17 protein-coding genes and 1 tRNA gene are annotated in these 20,730 nt (G+C 67.2%); 14 read left to right on the forward strand and 4 right to left on the reverse strand.

The annotated features are described in order from the left end of the window. Positions 1-44 precede the first annotated feature (44 nt). The 12 genes from GOY17_RS07160 (at position 45) to GOY17_RS07215 (ending at position 14,880) form a co-directional block, all read left to right on the forward strand. Positions 45-1,541, forward strand: coding sequence for an NADH-quinone oxidoreductase subunit M (locus GOY17_RS07160; protein ID WP_181902683.1), 1,497 nt, complete (start codon positions 45-47; stop codon positions 1,539-1,541). Positions 1,542-1,552: 11 nt separating this feature from the next. Continuing rightward, on the forward strand, positions 1,553-3,007 hold the full coding sequence (gene nuoN / locus GOY17_RS07165) for an NADH-quinone oxidoreductase subunit NuoN (protein ID WP_157029857.1): 1,455 nt from the start codon (positions 1,553-1,555) through the stop codon (positions 3,005-3,007). A gap of 80 nt (positions 3,008-3,087) precedes the next feature. Further along, positions 3,088-3,164 (forward strand) — tRNA-Met (locus GOY17_RS07170). 308 nt (positions 3,165-3,472) lie between these two features. After that, positions 3,473-4,048 (forward strand): ribosome maturation factor RimP, encoded by a 576-nt coding sequence (gene rimP, locus GOY17_RS07175; RefSeq protein WP_115840662.1) that lies wholly within the window; start codon positions 3,473-3,475, stop codon positions 4,046-4,048. A 58-nt stretch (positions 4,049-4,106) separates the two neighbouring features. Then, positions 4,107-5,594: a transcription termination factor NusA gene (gene nusA, locus GOY17_RS07180; protein WP_115840661.1), complete on the forward strand. Its 1,488-nt coding sequence runs from the start codon at positions 4,107-4,109 to the stop codon at positions 5,592-5,594. A gap of 89 nt (positions 5,595-5,683) precedes the next feature. Then, a complete protein-coding gene (infB, locus tag GOY17_RS07185; RefSeq protein WP_115840660.1) occupies positions 5,684-8,296 on the forward strand; it encodes a translation initiation factor IF-2 in 2,613 nt (870 codons plus the stop codon). Between the two features lie 62 nt (positions 8,297-8,358). Continuing rightward, positions 8,359-8,745 (forward strand): 30S ribosome-binding factor RbfA, encoded by a 387-nt coding sequence (gene rbfA / locus GOY17_RS07190; protein WP_157029858.1) that lies wholly within the window; start codon positions 8,359-8,361, stop codon positions 8,743-8,745. Between the two features lie 188 nt (positions 8,746-8,933). Continuing rightward, the gene (gene truB / locus GOY17_RS07195) at positions 8,934-9,887 is read left to right on the forward strand and encodes a tRNA pseudouridine(55) synthase TruB (RefSeq protein ID WP_157029859.1); all 954 of its coding nucleotides are present in this window, start codon (positions 8,934-8,936) and stop codon (positions 9,885-9,887) included. 212 nt (positions 9,888-10,099) lie between these two features. Further along, entirely contained in the window at positions 10,100-10,360 is a 261-nt protein-coding gene (rpsO, locus tag GOY17_RS07200; protein WP_115840657.1) for a 30S ribosomal protein S15, read from the forward strand. A gap of 232 nt (positions 10,361-10,592) precedes the next feature. Continuing rightward, positions 10,593-12,701, forward strand: a complete 2,109-nt coding sequence (pnp, locus tag GOY17_RS07205) for a polyribonucleotide nucleotidyltransferase (RefSeq protein ID WP_115840656.1) — start codon at positions 10,593-10,595, stop codon at positions 12,699-12,701. Positions 12,702-12,866: 165 nt separating this feature from the next. Continuing rightward, a complete protein-coding gene (locus tag GOY17_RS07210) occupies positions 12,867-13,943 on the forward strand; it encodes a DUF5671 domain-containing protein (protein WP_157029860.1) in 1,077 nt (358 codons plus the stop codon). Positions 13,944-14,007: 64 nt separating this feature from the next. Next, a complete protein-coding gene (locus GOY17_RS07215) occupies positions 14,008-14,880 on the forward strand; it encodes an RNA polymerase sigma-70 factor (protein WP_425482292.1) in 873 nt (290 codons plus the stop codon). Positions 14,881-14,937: 57 nt separating this feature from the next. Here GOY17_RS07215 and GOY17_RS07220 read toward each other — a convergent pair whose 3' ends face one another. From GOY17_RS07220 to GOY17_RS07235, 4 genes are all read right to left on the reverse strand, one after another. Then, positions 14,938-15,387 carry a carboxymuconolactone decarboxylase family protein gene (locus GOY17_RS07220; protein WP_157029861.1) on the reverse strand — a complete coding sequence of 150 codons (450 nt, stop codon included), beginning with the start codon at positions 15,385-15,387 and terminating at the stop codon, positions 14,938-14,940. Between the two features lie 109 nt (positions 15,388-15,496). Next, entirely contained in the window at positions 15,497-15,913 is a 417-nt protein-coding gene (locus GOY17_RS07225) for a hypothetical protein (protein ID WP_157029862.1), read from the reverse strand. A 66-nt stretch (positions 15,914-15,979) separates the two neighbouring features. Beyond that, a complete protein-coding gene (locus GOY17_RS07230; RefSeq protein WP_232338549.1) occupies positions 15,980-17,251 on the reverse strand; it encodes a sensor histidine kinase in 1,272 nt (423 codons plus the stop codon). After that, complete coding sequence (locus tag GOY17_RS07235) at positions 17,248-17,952, reverse strand: response regulator transcription factor (RefSeq protein WP_115841012.1); 705 nt, start codon at positions 17,950-17,952, stop codon at positions 17,248-17,250. Before GOY17_RS07235 ends, GOY17_RS07230 begins: the two co-directional genes overlap by 4 nt. A gap of 275 nt (positions 17,953-18,227) precedes the next feature. On the opposite strand from GOY17_RS07235, the gene GOY17_RS07240 reads away from it, so the two are divergent. Further along, positions 18,228-18,971, forward strand: coding sequence for a phosphatase PAP2 family protein (locus GOY17_RS07240; RefSeq protein WP_198173845.1), 744 nt, complete (start codon positions 18,228-18,230; stop codon positions 18,969-18,971). Continuing rightward, on the forward strand, positions 18,968-20,644 hold the full coding sequence (locus GOY17_RS07245; RefSeq protein WP_157029864.1) for a phosphoethanolamine transferase: 1,677 nt from the start codon (positions 18,968-18,970) through the stop codon (positions 20,642-20,644). Before GOY17_RS07240 ends, GOY17_RS07245 begins: the two co-directional genes overlap by 4 nt. Positions 20,645-20,730 lie beyond the last annotated feature (86 nt).

Below are 20,730 nucleotides of genomic sequence, written 5' to 3' on the forward strand. Positions count from 1 at the left end.
AAGGACCCGACGTGAACCCCGAGCCCTTGCAGAGCACTTCCTTCCTGCTCAGCCTCCTGATCTGGCTGCCGATCATCGGCGGCCTGGCCACGATGGCATTCGGCAACGAGCGCGCCGGCGCGGCGCGCTGGTTCGCCACCGGCATCGCGTTCCTTGCGCTGCTGGCGAGCATTCCGCTGCTCACCGGTTTCGACATGACGACGCCGGCGATGCAGTTCGTCGAGAACCGTAACTGGATCCCGGCCTACGACATCCGCTACCACCTTGGCGTCGACGGCATTTCCGTCGCGCTGATCGCCCTGACCACGCTGACCACGCTGCTGGCGATGATTGGCGCGTGGACTTCGATCGACAAGCGCGTGGCGCAGTACTACGCCGCGTTCCTGATCCTCGAAGGCCTGATGGTCGGCGTGTTCGCCGCGCTCGACGCGATGCTGTTCTACGTGTTCTTCGAAGGCATGCTCATCCCGATGTTCATCATCATCGGCGTGTGGGGCGGCCCGCGTCGCGTGTATGCGTCGATCAAGTTCTTCCTGTACACGTTCCTCGGCTCGCTGTTCATGCTGCTGGGCCTGATCTACCTGTACCTGAAGGGCGGCAGCTGGCAGCTCGCCGACATGTACGCGCTGCCGCTGACCGCAACCGAGCAGATGTGGCTGTTCTTCGGATTCCTCATCGCCTTCGCGGTGAAGGTGCCGATGTTCCCGGTCCACACCTGGTTGCCGGATGCGCACGTGGAAGCGCCGACCGCCGGTTCAGTGATCCTGGCCGCGATCATGCTGAAGATCGGTGGCTACGGCTTCATCCGCTTCGTGCTGCCGATCGTCCCCGACGCCGGCGCCGAGTGGGCGTGGCTGGTGATCGCGCTGAGCCTGATCGCCGTGGTCTACGTCGGCCTGGTCGCCCTGGCGCAGGACGACATGAAGAAGCTGATCGCGTACTCGTCCGTGTCGCACATGGGCTTCGTCACGCTTGGCACGTTCATCGCCTTCGCGCTGGTGCGCGAAGCCGGCAACACCGACGGTGCGCGCCTGGGCCTGCAGGGCGCGATGGTGCAGATGATCAGCCACGGCTTCGTCTCGGGCGCGATGTTCTCCTGCGTCGGCGTGCTGTACGACCGCATGCACACCCGCATGATCAAGGATTACGGCGGCGTCGCGAACGTGATGCCGTGGTTCGCCGCGTTCGTCGTGCTGTTCGCGATGGCCAACTCGGGCCTGCCGGGCACCTCGGGCTTCGTCGGCGAGTTCATGGTGATCCTGGCCAGCTTCCAGCAGCACCCGCTGATCGGCTTCGTCGCGGCCACCACGCTGATCATCGGTGCGGCCTACACGCTGTGGCTGGTCAAGCGCACGATGTGGGGCGAAGTGGGCAACGCGCATGTCGCCGAGCTCGAGGACATCAATGCACGCGAAGCCTTCGTGCTGGGTGTGTTCGCCGCCGGCGTGCTGATCCTGGGCCTGTGGCCCAAGCCACTGACCGACCTGATGGAACCCGCCATCGCGAACCTGGCGACCCAGATCGCCGCGTCGAAGCTCTGAGGTTGTAGCGAATGAACATGCCTGTCCGCTCCGCCGCCGACCTGCTGCCGCTCCTGCCAGAGCTGGTGGTGATCCTCGGCGCGTTCGCTCTGCTGATGCTCGATCTGTTCGTCGACGAGCGCCGCCGCGTCGTCAGTCACCTGTTCGCCATCGCGGTCCTGGCCGTGGCCACCTTCATGGTCGCCACTGGCGTGGGCGGCCACGGCACTGTGCTCAACGGCATGTTCGTGCGCGATACCGCTGCCGACGTGATGAAGGTGACCATCGGCGTCGTCGGCATCCTGTCGATGATCTACACCTGGCCGTACCTGCGCGCCCGCGACCTGTACAAGGGCGAGGTGTCGGTGCTGATGCTGTTCGCCATCGCCGGCATGATGCTGCTGGTGTCGTCCGGCAGCCTGGTGATGGTGTACCTGGGCCTGGAAATGCTGGCTCTGTGCTCCTACGCGCTGGTCGCGGTGGATCGCGACAGCCCGCTCGCGTCGGAAGCGGCGATCAAGTACTTCGTGCTCGGCGCGCTGGCGTCCGGCCTGCTGCTGTACGGCCTGTCGCTGGTGTACGGCGCCACCGGTTCGCTGCAGCTGGACCAGATCGCCACCGCCACGCAGCAGCGCATCGCCGAAGGCAACACGCTGATGCTGATCACCGCCGTGGTGTTCATCGTCGCCGGCATCGCGTTCAAGTTCGGCGCCGCGCCGTTCCACATGTGGCTGCCGGACGTGTACCACGGCGCGCCGACGCCGATTACGTTGTTCATCGGCTCCGCGCCGAAGCTGGCCGCGTTCGGCATGACGTACCGCCTGCTCGAGATCGGTGCGCCGGCGTTCGAGGAACAGTGGCGCCTGATGCTCGCGATCCTGGCGGTGCTGTCGCTGGCCATCGGCAACCTCAGCGCGATGGTGCAGACCAACTTCAAGCGACTGCTCGCCTATTCGACGATCTCGCACGTGGGCTTCCTCTTCGTTGGCTTGGCCGGCGGCGGGCGCGAAGGCTTCGCGGCGGCGCTGTTCTATGCGATCAGCTACGCGATCATGTCGGCCGCGGCGTTTGGCGCGATCGTCGTGCTGTCGCGTCGTGGCTTCGAAGCGGACCGCATCGAGGACTACAAGGGCCTCAATGCGCGCAATCCGTGGATGGCCGGCCTGGTGCTGTGCGTGATGGCCTCGCTGGCGGGCGTGCCTCCGTTCCTCGGCTTCTGGTCGAAGCTGGCCGTGCTGCGTGCCGCGCTGCAGGGCGACATGCTGTGGCTGACGCTGGTTGGTGTCGTCTTCGCGGTGATCGGCGCGTTCTATTACCTGCGCGTGATCAAGGCGATGTACTTCGACGAGCCGGAAGGGCAGGGCATCGAAGCCACCGACAATCGCCCCCTGCGCATCACCTTCGGCGTGAACGCACTGGCGCTGCTCGCGCTGGGCCTCGCGTGGAATCCGATCATGGCGTGGTGCCAGCGGGCGTTCGCGGGATAGTTTTTTTTCGCGCAAATCCGATTTGATTCATGAATCGGGGTTGCGCATGTTTTAGTCGGCCGTTATGATGGTCGGCCTGATGCGGGGTGGAGCAGTCTGGCAGCTCGTCGGGCTCATAACCCGAAGGTCGCAGGTTCAAATCCTGCCCCCGCTACCAGCTTCGGCAGGCGTAGTCTTCAGGACTCACGCCGGCGGAAGGTCCGGAGTCCGGACCTTCCCAGGCCAAAGGCTCGGGCTTGGTGGTCGCGCACTGCTCACGCGACCACACCGAAATCCAGCTGTACGGACAAGGGGCCCGCAAGGGCCCTTTGTCGTTTTCGCGCTTGTGGGCTCGCGATCCGGAAGTAACTGCTTTGGAATGCGTGCTTCGGAAGAACGTGTGCGCAGAGGCGTTTTGCTGGGTATTGCATTGCATCGAGGCACCGCGGCTTCAACACGGTGCCGGTTTCATGGGAGTCAGTTCGCGTGGCCGATAAAGCTGTCGAAATCGCCAACCTGCTCGCCCCGACCGTCGCGTCGCTGGGCGTCGAGCTGCTGGGTGCGGAGTACCTGCCGTCTCCCGGCAGCGCCGTGCTGCGCCTGTACATCGACGTGCCGGCCGATGAGGCCGTGGGCGAGGACGGGCAGCCGCGTTCGGTGACCATCGAGGATTGCGAAGCGGTCAGCCGCGAGGTTTCCGCGCAGCTCGACGTCGAGGATCCGATCAGCGGCATGTACACGCTGGAAGTGTCCTCCCCGGGCATCGACCGTCCGCTGTTCACGCTGGCGCACTACGCGCGCTTCGCGGGCGAGACCGCCAAGGTCGGCCTGAAGCTGCCGCAAGACGGCCGCCGCCGCCTTCAGGGCCGCATCGTGCGCGTGCAGGGTAACGACGTGGTGTTCGACGTGGACGGCAACGAGTTCGTCACCGCATTCGGAAATATCGACAAGGCGCGCCTGGTCCCGGACTGGGCCGCGCTGGGAATGGCCCCGGTCAAGCCGGGCAAGGACAAGCCGGCGAAGGGCGCGCCCAAGGGCGGCGCTTCGAAGGCGAAGAAGTAATCACCAAATCACCATCAAAGCCGGCGGCGCGAGTCGCCGACCGTGCGGAGTCAGAGAGATGAGCAAGGAACTGTTGCTGGTCGTGGATGCAGTCGCCAACGAGAAGGGCGTGCCCCGCGAGGTCATCTTCGAGGCCATCGAGGCCGCGTTGGCCTCGGCCGCGAAGAAGCGCTACCACGACGAGGACGTGCTGGTGCGCGTCACCATCGACCAGAAGGACGGCAGCTACGAGACCTTCCGCCGCATGGAGGTCGTGGCCGACGACGTCGTCATGGAATCGCCGGACCGCCAGGTCCGCCTGATGGACGCCATCGACGAAGTCGAGGGCGTGGAAGTCGGCGACTACATCGAAGAGCAGATCGAAAACCCGGAATTCGGCCGCATCGCCGCCCAGGCCGCCAAGCAGGTCATCGTCCAGCGCGTGCGCGAAGCCGAGCGCCAGCAGGTCGTGGACGCGTGGAAGGATCGCGTGGGCGAGCTGGTCACCGGCGTGGTCAAGCGCGTGGAGCGCGGCAACATCTACGTCGACCTCGGCGGCAACGCCGAGGCGATCATCCCGAAGGACAAGGGCATCCCGCGCGACGTGCTGCGTACCGGCGACCGCGTGCGCGGCTACCTGTTCGACGTGCGTAGCGAGCCCCGCGGCCCGCAGCTGTTCATCAGCCGCGCGGCGCCGGAATTCATGATGGAGCTGTTCAAGCTCGAGGTGCCGGAAGTCGGCCAAGGCCTGGTGTCGATCAAGGCCTGCGCCCGCGATCCGGGCGACCGCGCCAAGATCGCCGTGGTCGCGCACGACAACCGCACCGACCCCATCGGTGCCTGCATCGGCATGCGCGGTTCGCGCGTGCAGGCCGTGAGCAACGAGCTCAACGGCGAGCGCGTGGACATCGTGCTGTGGTCGGACAACCCGGCCCAGTTCGTCATCAACGCGATGGCGCCGGCCGAAGTGCAGTCGATCATCGTCGACGAAGAGAAGCACTCGATGGATCTGGCCGTGGCGGAAGACCGCCTGGCGCAGGCGATCGGCAAGGGCGGCCAGAACGTGCGCCTGGCCAGCCGCCTGTCCGGTTGGCAGCTGAACGTGATGACGCAGGACCAGGTCACGGCGAAGTCGGAGGCCGAGCAGGCCTCGGCCCGTCAGCTGTTCCAGGACAAGCTGGAAGTCGACGAGGAAATCGCCGGCATCCTGGTGTCCGAAGGCTTCAGCACGGTCGAGGAAATCGCCTACGTGCCGGTCGGCGAGCTGCTGGCGGTCGAGGGCTTCGACGAGGACATCGTCGAGGAACTGCGCTCGCGCGCCCGCGACGCCCTGCTCAACGAGGCCCTGGCGGCCGAGGAAGAGCTGGACGAGCACCAGCCGGCGGCCGACCTGCTCGAGCTGGACGGCATGGACGAGGCCACCGCTTACGCGCTGGCCGCCCGTGGCGTGGTCACCCGCGACGACCTGGCCGACATGGCCACCGACGAGCTGACCGATGTCGAAGGCATCGACGAGGCCCGTGCCGCCGCGCTGATCATGGAAGCGCGCAAGCACTGGTTCGAATGAATACCGCGTCGGCTCGCCTGGCACCCCCGGGCTAGAATGACGCCAACACGCGCGGGACCCGTCCCGCGCCACGAGGACACCGAATCCGAATGTCGCAGCAAACCACCATCCGCAAGCTGGCCGAACTGGTGAACACGCCGGTCGAGAAGTTGCTGGAGCAGCTGGCCGAGGCCGGCATGACCTTCAGCGGCCCCGACCAGGTCGTCACCAGCATCGAGAAAGTCAAGCTGCTCGGCTTCCTCAAGCGTGCCCATGGCAAGGCCGAAGACAAGGCCGAGCCGGGCGACGCGGCGAAGAAGATCACGCTCAACCGCAGCCGGAAGCAGGAAATCACCGTCGGCGGCGGCAAGAACAAGACGACCGTCGACGTCGTGGTGCGCAAGAAGGTCACGCTGGTGAAGCCGACCGACTCGCAGCCGATGTCCGAGAGCGACGAGCGCGCCGACATCCTGCGCAAGCTGGAGGAATCCAAGCAGCGCAACCTCGCCGAGCAGCAACGCCTGGCCGCCGACGACAAGCGTCGCGCCGACGAGCTCGATGCCGCGCGTCGCGAGGCCGAGGAAGCCGCACGCCAGAAGGCCGAGGAAGAAGAGCGCGCTCGCCTGGCCGATGCCAGCGCCGCCGCCGGCGATGCCGACGAGCCGGTGCGCAAGCCCGCTGCCAGCGGTCATGGCCACGGCCACGGCCATCCGAAGCCGGCCGCTCCGGCCCGTGCGCCCGAAGCCGCCCGCGGCGCCCCGGCGCACAAGACGCGCGGTTCGCACGCGATGGTCGCGACCGTCGAGGACGACGACCGCACCAACCGCTTCGCCGGCCAGATGCACCTGAGCGCGACCGATCGCGCGCGCCGTTCGAGCAACACGCGCGGCAAGTCCAAGCCGACGCGCCGTCACGCCGAGCAGGCCCGTTCGGGCAGCGGCTTCATGCGCCCGACCGCGCCCATCGTCCGTGAAGTGGCGATCGGCGAGACCATCACCGTCGCCGACCTGGCGCAGAAGATGGCGCTCAAGGGCGGCGACGTGGTGAAGGCGCTGTTCAAGATGGGCGTCATGGCGACCATCAACCAGTCGATCGACCACGACACCGCCGCGCTGGTGACCGAGGAACTCGGCCACGTCGTGGTCAAGGCCGACGCCGCGACCGCCGAGGACGCGCTGCTGGCCCACGTCGAGGAAACGCAGGGCGAGAAGGCGCCGCGTCCCCCGGTGGTCACCATCATGGGTCACGTCGACCACGGCAAGACCTCGCTGCTGGACTACATCCGCCGCACGAAGGTGGCCTCCGGCGAAGCCGGCGGCATCACCCAGCACATCGGCGCGTACCACGTGGAAACCGACAAGGGCGTCATCAGCTTCCTCGACACCCCGGGCCACGCCGCGTTCACCTCGATGCGTGCCCGCGGCGCCAAGCTGACCGACATCGTGGTGCTGGTCGTGGCCGCCGACGACGGCGTGATGCCGCAGACGCGCGAAGCCATCCAGCACGCGAAGGCGGCCGGTGTGCCGCTGATCGTGGCGATCAACAAGATCGACAAGTCCGACGCCGACCCGAGCCGCGTCAAGAACGACCTGCTCGCCGAAGACGTGGTCGCCGAGGACTTCGGCGGCGACACGCAGATGGTGGAGCTGTCGGCCAAGACCGGCCTCGGCGTGGACGACCTGCTCGACGCCATCAGCCTGCAGGCCGAAGTGCTCGACCTCCAGGCCATGCCGACCGGCCGCGCCAACGGTACGGTGATCGAATCCGCGCTCGACAAGGGTCGCGGTCCGGTCGCCACTGTGCTGGTGCAGCAGGGTGAGCTCAGGAAGGGCGACTACCTCGTGTGCGGCGTGCAGTACGGCCGCGTGCGCGCCCTGTTCGACGAGAACGGCAAGCAGGTCGAGAAGGCCGGCCCCTCGATCCCGGTGCAGGTGCTGGGCCTGTCGGGCGTGCCCGACGCCGGCGACGACTTCGTGGTCGTCGACGACGAGCGCCTGGCCAAGGACGTGGCGCAGCAGCGCGACGCCAAGCGCCGTGAGTCGCGCCTGGTCGCCGCCGCCGGCAACCGCATGGAAGACATCATGGCCCAGATGGGCAAGGGCGAGGGCCAGCTGAGCCTCAACCTTGTCGTCAAGGCCGACGTGCAGGGTTCCGTCGAAGCGCTGCGCCAGGCACTGGTCGCGCTGTCGAACGACCAGATCCGCATCAACGTCATCAGCTCCGGCGTGGGCGGCATCACCGAGTCCGACGCCAACGCCGCGCTCACCGCGAAGGCCACGATCATCGGCTTCAACGTGCGTGCCGACGCTTCGGCCCGCAAGGTGATCGAAGCCAACGGCCTGGACCTGCGCTATTTCTCGATCATCTATGACGTGATCGACCAGGTGAAGCAGGTGGCCTCGGGCATCCTGGGCGTGGAGATCCGCGAAGAAATCATCGGCACCGCCGAGGTTCGCGATGTCTTCCGCAGCTCGAAGTTCGGCGCCGTGGCCGGCTGCATGGTCGTGGAGGGCGTGGTCAAGCGGAACAAGCCGATCCGCGTGCTGCGCGACAACGCCGTCATCTTCGAAGGCGAACTGGAGTCGCTGCGTCGCTTCAAGGAAAACGTCGACGAAGTCCGCAACGGCACCGAATGCGGTATCGGCGTGAAGGCGTACAACGACGTCAAGCCGGGCGACCAGATCGAGTGCTTCGAGCGCATCGAAGTCCAGCGCACGCTGTAAGACAGGAACGGGCGGGTTCATCCCCGCCCGTTTCTCGTTCCACCTAATCAGCAATTGGATTTATGCCTAAAACGTTCCACCGCACCGATCGCGTTTCCGCCCAGCTCCGTCGCGAACTGGGCACGCTGGTGCACGAGGCCGTGCGCGAGCACGGCCTGCCGTCCGTCAGCGTCTCCGACGTGGAAGTCACGCGCGACCTCGCGCACGCGAAGGTGTTCGTCACCGCGTTGCAGCAGGAGCGTTCGCGAGAGGCCGTGAAGGCGCTGAAGGAACTGGCTCCGCAGATCCGCTACCAGCTCGGCCGCGCGGTGAAGATGCGCCACGTTCCGGAGCTGCATTTCCACTACGACGACTCGGTCGATCGTGGCGAGCGCATCGGCAACCTGTTGCGCGACAACCCGGCCGTGTCCGAAGACGATGGCGGCGATACGGGCGACGCGGACAAGTAAGTCCGCCATGTGCGCCTGCTGACGCAGGTTTTGCCGTTCGTCAGCCCGACCTCCATCCGATTCATCGACTTGTTGCCCTGACCCCGGAGATCCACGCAGGATTCGCCACGGGGAGCCTGGGCCTCGTCCCGCCTTTCGGCGGACGAACTCGACCCCGCTGCGACCTGCGGACCTTCTGCGGACGATCCATGACGAAAGCCAAGACGCGCTTCCGCCCGCTCGACGGCATCCTGCTGCTCGACAAGCCGCAGGGGCTGAGCTCCAACCAGGCCCTGCAGCAGGCGCGCCACCTGTTCCGCGCCGAGAAGGGCGGCCACACGGGCAGCCTGGATCCGCTGGCGACCGGACTATTGCCGCTGTGCTTCGGCGAGGCGACGAAGATCGCCGGCCTTCTGCTCGGTTCGGCCAAGGCCTACGAAACCACGGCGGTGCTCGGTCTCACGACCGACAGCGATGACGCCGACGGCGCGCCGCTGCTCGAACGCCCCGTCCGCGCGCTGGACGATGCCGCCATCGAAGCCGCACTGGCGCCGCTGCGCGGCCCGATCCGCCAGCGCGCTCCGATCTATTCGGCGCTGAAACAGGGCGGCGAGCCGCTCTATGCCAAGGCGCGCCGTGGCGAAGCCATCGAGGCGCCGGAGCGCGACGTTGTCGTGCATCGTTTCGAGCTGATCGAGCGCGACGGGCCGCGCCTGCGCCTTCACGTCGAATGCGGCTCGGGCACCTACGTGCGCAGCCTGGTCCGCGACCTTGGCGAGGCGCTCGGATGCGGCGCGCACGTCGCCACGCTCCGCCGGCTCTGGGTCGATCCGTTCCGTGCCCCGCGCATGATTACGCTCGACGCCCTGCGTGCGATGCGCGAATCCGACGGCGAAGCGGCGATCGAGGACTTGCTGCTGCCGATCGAGGCCGGTCTGTCGCAGTTCCCGCGGGTCGATGTGGACGCCACTGCGGCGCGCCGGCTCGGGCAGGGGCAAGGCGTGGATTGCGCGCCGGCGGCCGACGGACTGGTCGCCATCTTTGGTCCGGAAGGCCGCTGCCTGGGTCTCGGCCAGCGGACGGGCACGCGGCTGGCGCCGCAGCGGCTGTTCCGATGGGCGGCCCAGAGCGGGGCTGAACAGGCGGCCTCGTCCGCCGTGTGAACGGGCTCCCGTATCGGCGCGCCCGATCTTCACGCATCACGGCGGTCGCATTCGCGTAGGGCTGCTGTTACAATTTCGCCGCTTTTCAAGCACCTAAGCAGTACCCCTTCGCAACATTCCACCAGCAAACGGCGGGCCAGGCGGTGCGTCGGCGCGGTTCATTCCGGTCGATTCGCTTTCTGCAGGCCACGCATCTACGAGGCAACAACCCGATGTCCATCGACACCAGCAAGATCATCGAAGACAACAAGCGCGGCGCCAACGACACCGGCTCGCCGGAAGTCCAGGTCGCCCTGCTCACCGCTCGCATCGAGCAGCTGACCGGCCACTTCAAGGTCCACAAGCAGGACCACCACAGCCGTCGCGGCCTGCTGCAGATGGTCAACCGTCGCCGCAGCCTGCTCGACTACCTCAAGCGCAAGGACAACGAGCGCTACAAGGCCCTGATCGAGAAACTCGGTCTGCGCCGCTAAACGCACTACCGACCGCGGCGCAGCGATGCGCCGCGGTTCGTTTTTGAGGTGCACTCGCCTCATCGCAGTACCGGTGGACCCGCGCAAGGCGCACACGGTCTCCACCGCGCACCACCCGGACGCGCCCGGCGCATCCACGCAACACCACATCCGAACACGCACCGCCAGGGCGGTCGACCGGAGCGGGGCAGGGGCCTCGACCGGAACGCATCAGAAACGATAGGAACCCAACGTGGCAAAAATCACCAAGACCTTCCAGTACGGCGATCACCAGGTGACGCTGGAGACCGGCGAAATTGCTCGCCAGGCTAGCGGCGCCGTCATCGTCAAGATGGACGACACCGTCGTGCTGGTGTCTGCCGTCGCCGCCAAGAGCGCGCGCGAAGGGCAGGACTTCTTCCCGCTCACGGTGGACTACCAGGAGAAGTTCTACGCCGGTGGCCGCATCCCGGGTGGCTTCTTCAAGCGCGAAGGCCGTCCGACCGAGAAGGAAACGCTGATCTCGCGTCTCATCGACCGCCCGATCCGCCCGCTGTTCCCCGAGGAATACAAGAACGAAGTCCAGATCATCGCGACGGTGATGTCGCTGAATCCGGAAATCGACGGCGACATTCCGGCGCTGATCGGCGCCTCGGCCGCGCTGGCGCTGGCCGGCACGCCGTTCCAGGGCCCGATCGGTGCCGCCAAGGTCGGTTACAAGAACGGCCAGTACATCCTCAACCCGACCGCCACGCAGCTGGCCGACTCGGACCTTGAGCTGGTCGTAGCGGGTACGTCCAACGCCGTGCTGATGGTCGAATCCGAAGCGAAGATGCTGTCGGAAGACGTGATGCTCGGCGCGGTGATGTTCGGTCACCGCGAGATGCAGAAGGTCATCAACGCCATCAACGAGCTGACCGTGGAAGCCGGCACCAAGCCGTCGACCTGGGTTGCCCCGGCGAAGAACGACGCGCTGATCGCTGCCATCGTCGAATCGGCCGGCGCTTCGCTGAAGCAGGCCTACCAGATCCGCAACAAGGCCGAGCGCCGCGACGCCATCTCGGCCATCCGCAAGGACACCTGGGAACAGCTGTCGGGCCGCGCCGAAGCTTCGGGCTGGACGGCTGGCGAGTACGCCAAGGAGTTCGGCGATCTTGAATACCGCACCATGCGCGACTCGGTGCTCGACACCAAGATCCGCATCGACGGTCGCGACCTGACCACCGTGCGTCCGATCGAATGCAAGACCGGCGTGCTGCCGCGTACCCACGGCTCGGCGCTGTTCACCCGCGGCGAGACGCAGGCCATCGTGGTCACCACGCTGGGCACCGCGCGCGACGGCCAGATCATCGATGCCGTCTCGGGCGAGTACAAGGAAAACTTCCTGTTCCATTACAACTTCCCGCCGTACTCGGTGGGCGAGACCGGCCGCTTCGGCGCGCCGAAGCGTCGCGAGATCGGCCACGGCCGCCTCGCCAAGCGCGGTGTGCTCGCCACGATGCCGACGCTGGAAGAGTTCCCGTACACGATCCGCGTCGTGTCGGAAATCACCGAATCGAACGGTTCCTCGTCGATGGCCTCGGTCTGCGGTTCCTCGCTCGCGCTGATGGACGCCGGCGTGCCGGTGAAGTCGCCGGTCGCGGGCATCGCGATGGGCCTGGTGAAGGAAGACGACCGCTTCGTCGTGCTGTCGGACATCCTGGGTGACGAAGACCACCTGGGCGACATGGACTTCAAGGTGGCCGGTTCGCAGGAAGGCATCAGCGCCCTGCAGATGGACATCAAGATCCAGGGCATCACCGAAGAGATCATGAAGGTCGCCCTCGCCCAGGCGAAGGAAGGCCGCCTGCACATCCTCGGCGAGATGGCCAAGGCCATCACCGCGCCGCGCAGCGAGCTGAGCGAGTACGCGCCGCGCCTGCTGACGATGAAGATCCACCCGGACAAGATCCGCGAAGTGATCGGCAAGGGCGGTTCGACCATCCAGGCGATCACCAAGGAAACCGGCACGCAGATCGACATCCAGGACGACGGCACCATCGTCATCGCGTCGGTGAATGCCGCCGCTGCGCAGGCCGCCAAGGCGCGCATCGAGCAGATCACCTCCGACGTCGAGCCGGGCCGCATCTACGAAGGCAAGGTCGCCAAGATCATGGACTTCGGTGCGTTCGTGACGATCCTGCCGGGCAAGGACGGCCTGGTGCACGTCTCGCAGATCTCGAGCGAGCGCGTGGAGAAGGTCTCCGACAAGCTGAAGGAAGGCGACACGGTCAAGGTGAAGGTGCTGGAAGTCGACAAGCAGGGCCGCATCCGCCTGTCGATGAAAGCCGTCGAGGAAGGCGAGGGCGTTCCGGCCGAGTAAGCCGGGCGTTCGATCCTTCGGCGATTTCGCCGGACGTACGAAAAAGCGGGCTTCGGCCCGCTTTTTCTTTGCGCGGCTTTCGTGGTGCGGCACGGTGCCGGGCTTGCGATTCCGGATGCGGATCGACGCCTGCTAGGCTGCCCGCATCCAACGGGAGGGAACCGCATGGCGTCGGGATCGCAGGAACTGGAGCGTTTCGTCCACGAAGCGCTGTTGCGTGGGGAGTCGAAGGCGTCGATCGCAAAGGCGCTGTCCGACGCGGGATGGCGCGACGAGCAGACGCGCGGCGTCATCGATGCGTATGCCGACGTGCCCTTCGCCGTGCCTGTTCCGCGACCGCGTGCGTCGCTGTCGGCGCGCGAGGCGTTCCTGTACCTGGTGATGTTCGCGTCGCTGTACTTCGCGACCTGGCATCTGGGCAGCCTGCTGTTCGACCTGATCAACATCGCCTGGCCCGACGCGGCCGACCCGAACTACGCGTGGCGCAGCTTCGACAGCTCGCTTCGCTGGTCGTGCGCGGCGCTGATCATCGCGTTTCCGGTGTTCGCGTTCGTGTCGTGGTTCGTCGGACGCGACGTCGCGCGCGATCCGATCAAGCGCCTGTCGCCGGTGCGGCGCTGGCTCACCTACCTGACCCTGTTCGTCGCCGCGGCGGTGCTCATCGGCGATCTCACCACGCTCGTGTTCAACCTGCTCGGCGGCGAGCTGACGACGCGTTTCGTGCTGAAGGTCGTCGTGGTCGGCGTGCTCGCCGGCAGCGTCTTCGGCTACTACCTGCAGGACCTGCGACGCGAGGAAGGCGCCGGCCCCGGCCGCATGTGGTCGGGACGGGGCTGGTTGATCGGCGCGGGCGTCGCGGTGCTGGCGGCGCTGGTGGCGGCATTCTTCGTGATGCGCACGCCGATGGAAGCCCGCCAGGCGCGGCAGGACCAGCGGCGCATCGAGGACCTCACCGCACTGAAGGCGGAAATCGAGGGCTGGACCCGCAGGACGGGCGAGCTGCCCTCGACGCTGTTCGAGCTGTCGCAGCAGCCCGGCGCGCGGGTGAACCTGGCGGACCCGTTCGATGCGCAGCCGTACGAGTACCAGGTCGTCAATGCGCGTCGATACCAGCTGTGCGCGACCTTCGTGACCGACAGCGCCGCCATTGCGGACGCCGCCGTGTACGCGGAACGCCAGTGGCGCCATCCACGTGGCCGCCACTGCTTCGTGCTCACTGTTCCCGAGCAGAAGGACGACTGAACCGAAGTGTCACGAACCTGCCTGCCCGCCCGTCCTGGGAGCAGGCACCGCTCGAGACCTTCCCATGTGCACCGCAGTGAACAGCGATTTCGAAACCCATCGTCCGCGCCTGATGGCGCTGGCCTATCGATTGCTCGGAAGTCGCAGCGACGCCGAGGAGGTCGTGCAGGACGCCTGGCTGCGCTGGCACCAAGCCGATCGCGCGACGATCCGCGACCTCGAAGGCTGGCTGGTGACCACCACCACGCGCCTTGGCATCGATCGCCTGCGCCTGGCGCGCAACGAGCGCGAGGTGTACCCGGGCCCGTGGCTGCCGGAGCCGCTGACCGCCGACGATTCGCCCGGCCCCGAGCAGCAGGCGGACGTGGCGGGGCAGGTGTCGCTGGCGTTCCTCGCGGTGCTGGAAAAGCTGGGGCCCGAAGAGCGTGCTGCGTTCCTGCTGAAGGACGTCTTCGATTACGACTACGCACAGATCGCCGAATTGCTGGGCCATACCGAAGCCAATTGCCGGCAGATGGTGAGCCGCGCCCGCACGCGCGTGCAGCGCGATCGCCCGCGATTCGCCGTCGAGCCCGACACGCACCGTCGCCTGCTGGAGCGCTTCATGCACGCGATGCAGCGCGGCGATCGCGATTCGATCATGGCGTTGCTGGCGGCCGACGCGCGCCTCATCTCCGACGGTGGCGGCAAGGTCACGGCGGTGATCCGTCCACTGGAAGGCGCACGGCGCATCGCCGACCTCTACTGGGCCGTTGCGCGCCGCACGACTGGTGCAAAGGAAGTCCGCATCGGCCACGTCAACGGCGAGCCCGCGCTGTTGCGCTTCCACGAAGGAAAGCTGCATTCGATCAGCACGATCGGCATCGACGAGAACGGCCGCATCGTGCAGGTGCTGTCGGTGCTCAATCCCGACAAGCTGCGCCACCTGATGGCGTGAGATCGCGCGAGCGAACCTCTCCCGGGAACGGGAGAGGTTCCGCGGCGCTGTGACGCTTCACGCTTCCGGCAGCGGCTTGCGCAGGCCGATGTTGAGCACGTTCCAGGCGCGGATCGCCGCGACCGCGAAGGTCAGCTCGGCCACTTCGCGCTGGTCGAACTGCTCGCGCACCTGCTCCAGCGCATCGTGCGGCACCTGTGCCGCGCCGAGGGCGTTGAGGGTTTCGGCCCACGCCAGCGCCGCGCGCTCGCGGGCATCGAACAGCGGGCTTTCGCGCCAGGCGGCGAGGGTGTCGAGCTTGCGCTGGCTTTCGCCGGCCTTGCGCAGCATCGTCGAATGCATGTCCAGGCAGAACACGCAGCCGTTGATCTGCGAGACGCGCAGCGACACCCATTCGACCAGCTTCGCGCCGAGCGGGCCCTTGTGCAGGCCGGTGCTGAGCTGGAGCAGGTGCTGGAAGGCGCTGGGCGCGAGGGCGGTGTAATCGAGTTCGGTGGCAGCGTTCATGTCGTCGTCTCTCATGTTGGCGGCCGCGGTGGCCGCTTCATGTACAAGGACGGACGAGAGGCATGCGCTGTGACAGGCCGACCGGGCTATCCGGGGACGCGCCCGCGACTCACCGTTCCCGTGGCGAAACGCCAACGTGCGGCCAGGCAGCGAGCACGATCCGCTGCACGACCGCGAGCGCCAGAGATGCGACTGCTGCGATCGCCACGCCCGCGCTCCACGCGATCCATGCATCGCCGCGCGCGCCGGAAAACACCAGCGCGAGGTTGCCGGCCATCGCAACCGACACCGGCAGCCACGCGATCGCCATCAGCAGCGTGACGAGCGAAAGCCTGCGCACCAGGCCTCGACGCGCGATCGACGCACCACATGCCGCGATCGCGCACAGCCCGAACGCGGCCAGCGCATTACCGAGCGGCAGGCCGCCCGGGAGCGCTGTTTCGAGATACGGCGCGCCGACGACGAGCGAGCCCAGCGCAAAGGCGGCGAGCGCAAGGAGTGCGGCGATCTTCCAGCCCGAGTGCATGTCGTGCGGTTCCGATGGCGAACGCCGAGCCTACGCAGCCCGGCTGCGTGCGACAAGGCGCGCGACTCAGCTCGCCATGCGCAGCATGGTCGTGGTTCCGCGGCCTTCGTCGGACGCGAAGTCCAGTCGCCATCCCAGGTGTTCGCACAGCCGCGAGATGAGATCGAGCCCGATGCCGCCGCCATCGCGTCCGCCACCGCGGGCGACGCGCGCGTAGATCTGCGCGATCTCTTCCGGCGTCATGCCATGGCCGGGATCTTCGATGATCACCGTCGCCGGTGCTTCGAGCCGGATCGTGATGCGCCCGCGATCGCTATGCTCGATCGCATTGCGCAGGAGGTTGCCGATGGCGACCTGGACGATGGGCAACGGCGCGACGATCTCGCACGGCCGCAGCCCGACGATGTCGAGCTGCAGGTCCTTGTCGCGCGTGAGATGGCGGTGATCCTCGACGATGCCCGGAATCAGCTCGTCGAGCGCAACGTGGTCGCTGGAGCGGGCCAGCCGCGCCGGGTCTTTCGCCAGCACGAGAAGCAACGACACGAGTTCTTCCACGCCGCGCGCGGTGCGCTGGATGCGCAACAGTTGCCCGCGCGCAGGTTCGGGCAGATGCGGCTGCTGCAGCGCGATCTCGCTGGCGCCCGCGATTACCGCCACAGGTGTTCGCAGTTCGTGGCTCGCGCTGTCGATGAACACGCGTTCCCGCTCCACGAAGCGGTCGTTGCGCTGCAGGTAATCGTTGAGCGCATCGGCGATGACCACCAGTTCGGCACTCGCCGTATCGGGCGTGGCGATGCGCTGGCCGGCCTGGTCGGGCCGAAGTGCCGCGATCGACTGGGCCATGTCGCGAAGCGGCTTGACCAGCCGGTTGACGCTCCACGCGATCGCGATGCACAGCAGCCCGACCAGCGTCACCGCCGAGCCGATGACCGTCAGGCCCATGTCGAACTCGCGTTCTTCCAGGTCGGTGATATCCAAAGCCAGCGCGAGCGGGCGGCCATCGACTTCGCGCACCAGCGCGACGCGCTCCACGCCGTCGATCATGATCTCGTCGTAGACGCCCGGCGGAACGCCTCGCAGCGGCGGCGGCATGTCCTCCGGAATGTGGCCATCGTAGAACGCGAGGCTTTCGGTGTTCGTCCAGGGGAAGGTGGGATCGCGCTCGTGAAGTTCGAGCAGGTGATCCATTTCCGAATCGAGCAGCGTCTGCCATACGAGGCTTTCGGCATGCTCGTTCACGATGAAGCCGTGCATGACCACGGCAATGGTCAGCACCACGACGTAGCCGAGCAGACCGAGCAGGATGCGCCGACGAAGTCCGGAACGATTGGCGCTCACTCGATGGCCTCGCTCGCGATCGTTGCGACATCGCCGGCCACGATGCGATAGCCCACGCGTGGAAGCGTCTGGATCAGCTTCGTCGCGAATGGCCCATCCACGCTGCGGCGCAGTTCGTAGATGTGCGAACGGAGCATGTCGCCATCGGGTGGATCATCGCCCCACAGCGCATGTTCCAGGCGGTCGCGCGTGACGGCGGCGGGGCTGGCCTGCATCAGCACTTCGAGCAGCTTCCGGCAGGCGGGATAGAGGTGCAGCGCATGGCCTGCACGCGTGGCTTCCAGCGTGCCCATGTCGAGCTTGAGGTCGCCCACCTGCAGCACCTTGTGGCGGCCGCGGCCGCGTGCGCGGGCGACCAGCGCTTCGAGCCGCACTTCCAGTTCGGGCAGGTGGAAGGGCTTTGTGAGGTAGTCGTCGGCCCCGGCGCGGAACCCGGCGATCTTGTCGGGCAGTTCATCACGCGCGGTGAGCATCAGCACGGGTGTGTCGCGGCCGGCATCGCGCAGGCGGCTGAGCACTTCGCGGCCGTCCATGCGCGGAAGCATCCAGTCGAGAACGATGGCGTCGAACTCCGTCGTGATCGCCAGATGCAGGCCGGTCGGTCCGTCGGGCGCGGCGTCGAGCGTGTAGCCGCGCGCGTCGAAATATTCGAACAGGTTGGCGACCAGGTTGTGGTTGTCCTCGACGACCAGCACGCGCATGGCGGTCTCTGCCTCTTCTGGCGGCGCGCACGCGCCTGTGCACATTGTGCGCCTGCCGGCATCGGAATGCCGTCGGAATTGCGGCCGGATCGCCTCGGCGAAATGCCCGATGAACGCCATCGCGCGGAGGGCGCCGATCCGACCGCATTCCGACACCCGCGTCGCGAGCATGCGCAGCGTTCCGATCACCGAATGCCATCCGCTCCGTCATGCGCAGTGCGACCTCCACGTCCGTCATCCCGATGCACGCACGTCCCCGAATCCAGAACCTTCCGATGGACGTCCTGCCGCACGGCGGCGTGCGCTTCGCGATCACGCACGTGCTGCTGCCGCTGCTCGGCTTCGCACTGGCGCTGCTGGCGATGCGCTGGTCCGGTGGCGACCAGTGGCTGGCCGATCGCCTTTACGCGCTCCAGGGCGGGCAGTGGGTGCTGCGCGATGCATTCGTGACGCAGACACTCATCCACCGGTTCGGGCGCTACGCGGGCATCGCGCTGTGGATCGGCGTGGTGGTGGCGTGGCTCGTCGCGCGACGTCGCGTCGAGTGGGCGCCGCTTCGCGCGCCGCTGGCGTACCTGGCCGTCGCCGTCGCGCTTTCGGTGCTGTGCGTGGCGTGGGTGAAGTCCTGGTCGAACATGGACTGCCCGTGGGACCTCACGCGTTACGGCGGGCTGCGGCCCTTCGTCGGCCTGTGGGACGTGCGACCGCTTGGCCTGCAGCGCGGTGCGTGTTTCCCCGCCGGGCACGCGGGCGGTGGCTACGCGTGGCTGTCGCTGTATTTCTTCCTCGGCGCGGTGCGACCGCGCTGGCGATGGGCGGGGTTGGCCGCGGGCATTGGCCTGGGCCTGCTCTTCGGCATCGCGCAGCAACTGCGCGGCGCGCATTTCGCCTCGCACGACCTCGCCTCGGCGGCGATCTGCTGGACCGTCGCCGTAGCGACGTGGCAGGTGTTCCGGCCGGCCATGGTGCGTTCGCGCCGACTCGCGGCGGGCACCCGCGCGCAGGGAACGCAGGCATGAGCTCGATCGTTTCCCGTCGCCCGTTCGACGAAGCGCAGCGCCGGTTCCGCCAGCTCCTCGCGATACGCCCCGAGATGACGGTCGAACGCCTCGCGTTCTACGTCGCCGTCTTCTTCACCGTGTTCTGCAATGGCGCCTTCTTCCGCGCCGTCGGCGGCACGGGCGCGTTCGAGGGCGCGTCGGGATGGGGCGTCGCACTCAGCCTGGTGCTGATGATCGGCGCGCTCAACATGCTGCTGCTGTGCCTGTTGCTCAATCGCTGGACGGTGCGTCCCGTGCTGACGGTGCTGATCCCCGTCACCGCGATGGCCGCGCACTTCATGAGCCGCTACACGGTGTATCTCGATGCGGACATGCTGCGCAACATCCTGCATACCGATGGCAAGGAGTCGGGCGAACTGCTGTCGGTCGGCATGCTGCCGGCGTTGTTGTCGCTCGGCGTGCTGCCCACGCTGATGGTGTGGCGCGTTCGCCTGAAGAAGCGCCCGATGGGCCGTGCGGTGCTCGTGCGGCTGGGCGCCATCGCGCTGTCGCTGCTGGTGGCGGGCGGCGCGATGATGGCCTCGTTCCAGGACCTGTCCGCGCTGATGCGCAACCACAAGGAAATCCGGCACCTCATCACGCCGGGCAATTACATCGTCTCGCTCGTGCGCGTGGCGCAGCACGATGGCGCGCAGCATCGTCCGAAGACGCCCATCGGCGTGAACGCGCACGTCGTCGGTCGCGACCCGAGCGCCAAACCGCGCCTGCTCGTCATCGTCGTGGGCGAAACCGTCCGCGCGCAGAACTGGGGCCTGAACGGATACGCACGCCAGACCACGCCACAGCTGCGCGATATCGGGCCGATCAACTTCACCGACATGACCTCCTGCGGTTCGGCGACGGAAGTCTCGGTGCCGTGCATGTTCTCGCCGTTCGGTCGCGCGCATTACGACGAGGACCGCATCGCGCACACGCAGTCGCTGCTCAACGTGCTCGATCACGCGGGCATCGGCGTGCTTTGGCGCGACAACCAGACCGGTTGCAAGGGCGTGTGCGAAGGGCTGTCGTTCGAGTCGTTCGAACATGCGCGGGATCCGCAGGCGTGCACGGCCGAAGGCTGTCTCGACGAAGTGATGCTGCACGGGCTCGCGGGAGAGATCGCGCGCCGCCCCGGCGACCAGGTCGTCGTGCTCCATCAGCTCGGCAGCCACGGACCCAGCTATGCGAAGCGCTATCCCGAACGTCTTCGCCGCTTCACGCCCACGTGCGAGACGGGCGACCTGGGGGACTGCACGCGCGACCAGATCGTCAACGCCTACGACAACTCGGTGCTGGCGACGGACGACTTCCTCGCGCGCACGATCCGTTTCCTCGCCGAGCAGTCCTCGCGCGACACGGCGATGATCTACCTGTCCGACCACGGCGAATCGCTCGGCGAGAACGGCCTGTACCTGCACGGCGTGCCGTACGCGATCGCCCCGGACACGCAGACGCACGTTCCGATGGTGATGTGGTTCTCGCCGGGCTTCGCGGCCGATCGCAAGCTCGACATCGATTGCATGAAGCAGGAAAGCCATGCGCCGGCGAGCCAGGACAACCTGTTCCACTCGGTCCTCGGCCTGATGCAGGTGAACACGCCGGAATACGACCGCAAGCTGGACCTGTTCGACCGCTGCATCGCGCCGGCGTAAGTCCGCCGGGCAGCCAGCACTCGCATGAGCCAGCGGGCAAGTGCCGGCGGTGGGCGGCCGCATGGCAGGCGTGCTGCGGTGCACAC

Origin of the sequence: Lysobacter soli (genome assembly GCF_009755585.1) — a bacterium.
Lineage (GTDB): Bacteria > Pseudomonadota > Gammaproteobacteria > Xanthomonadales > Xanthomonadaceae > Lysobacter_J > Lysobacter_J soli.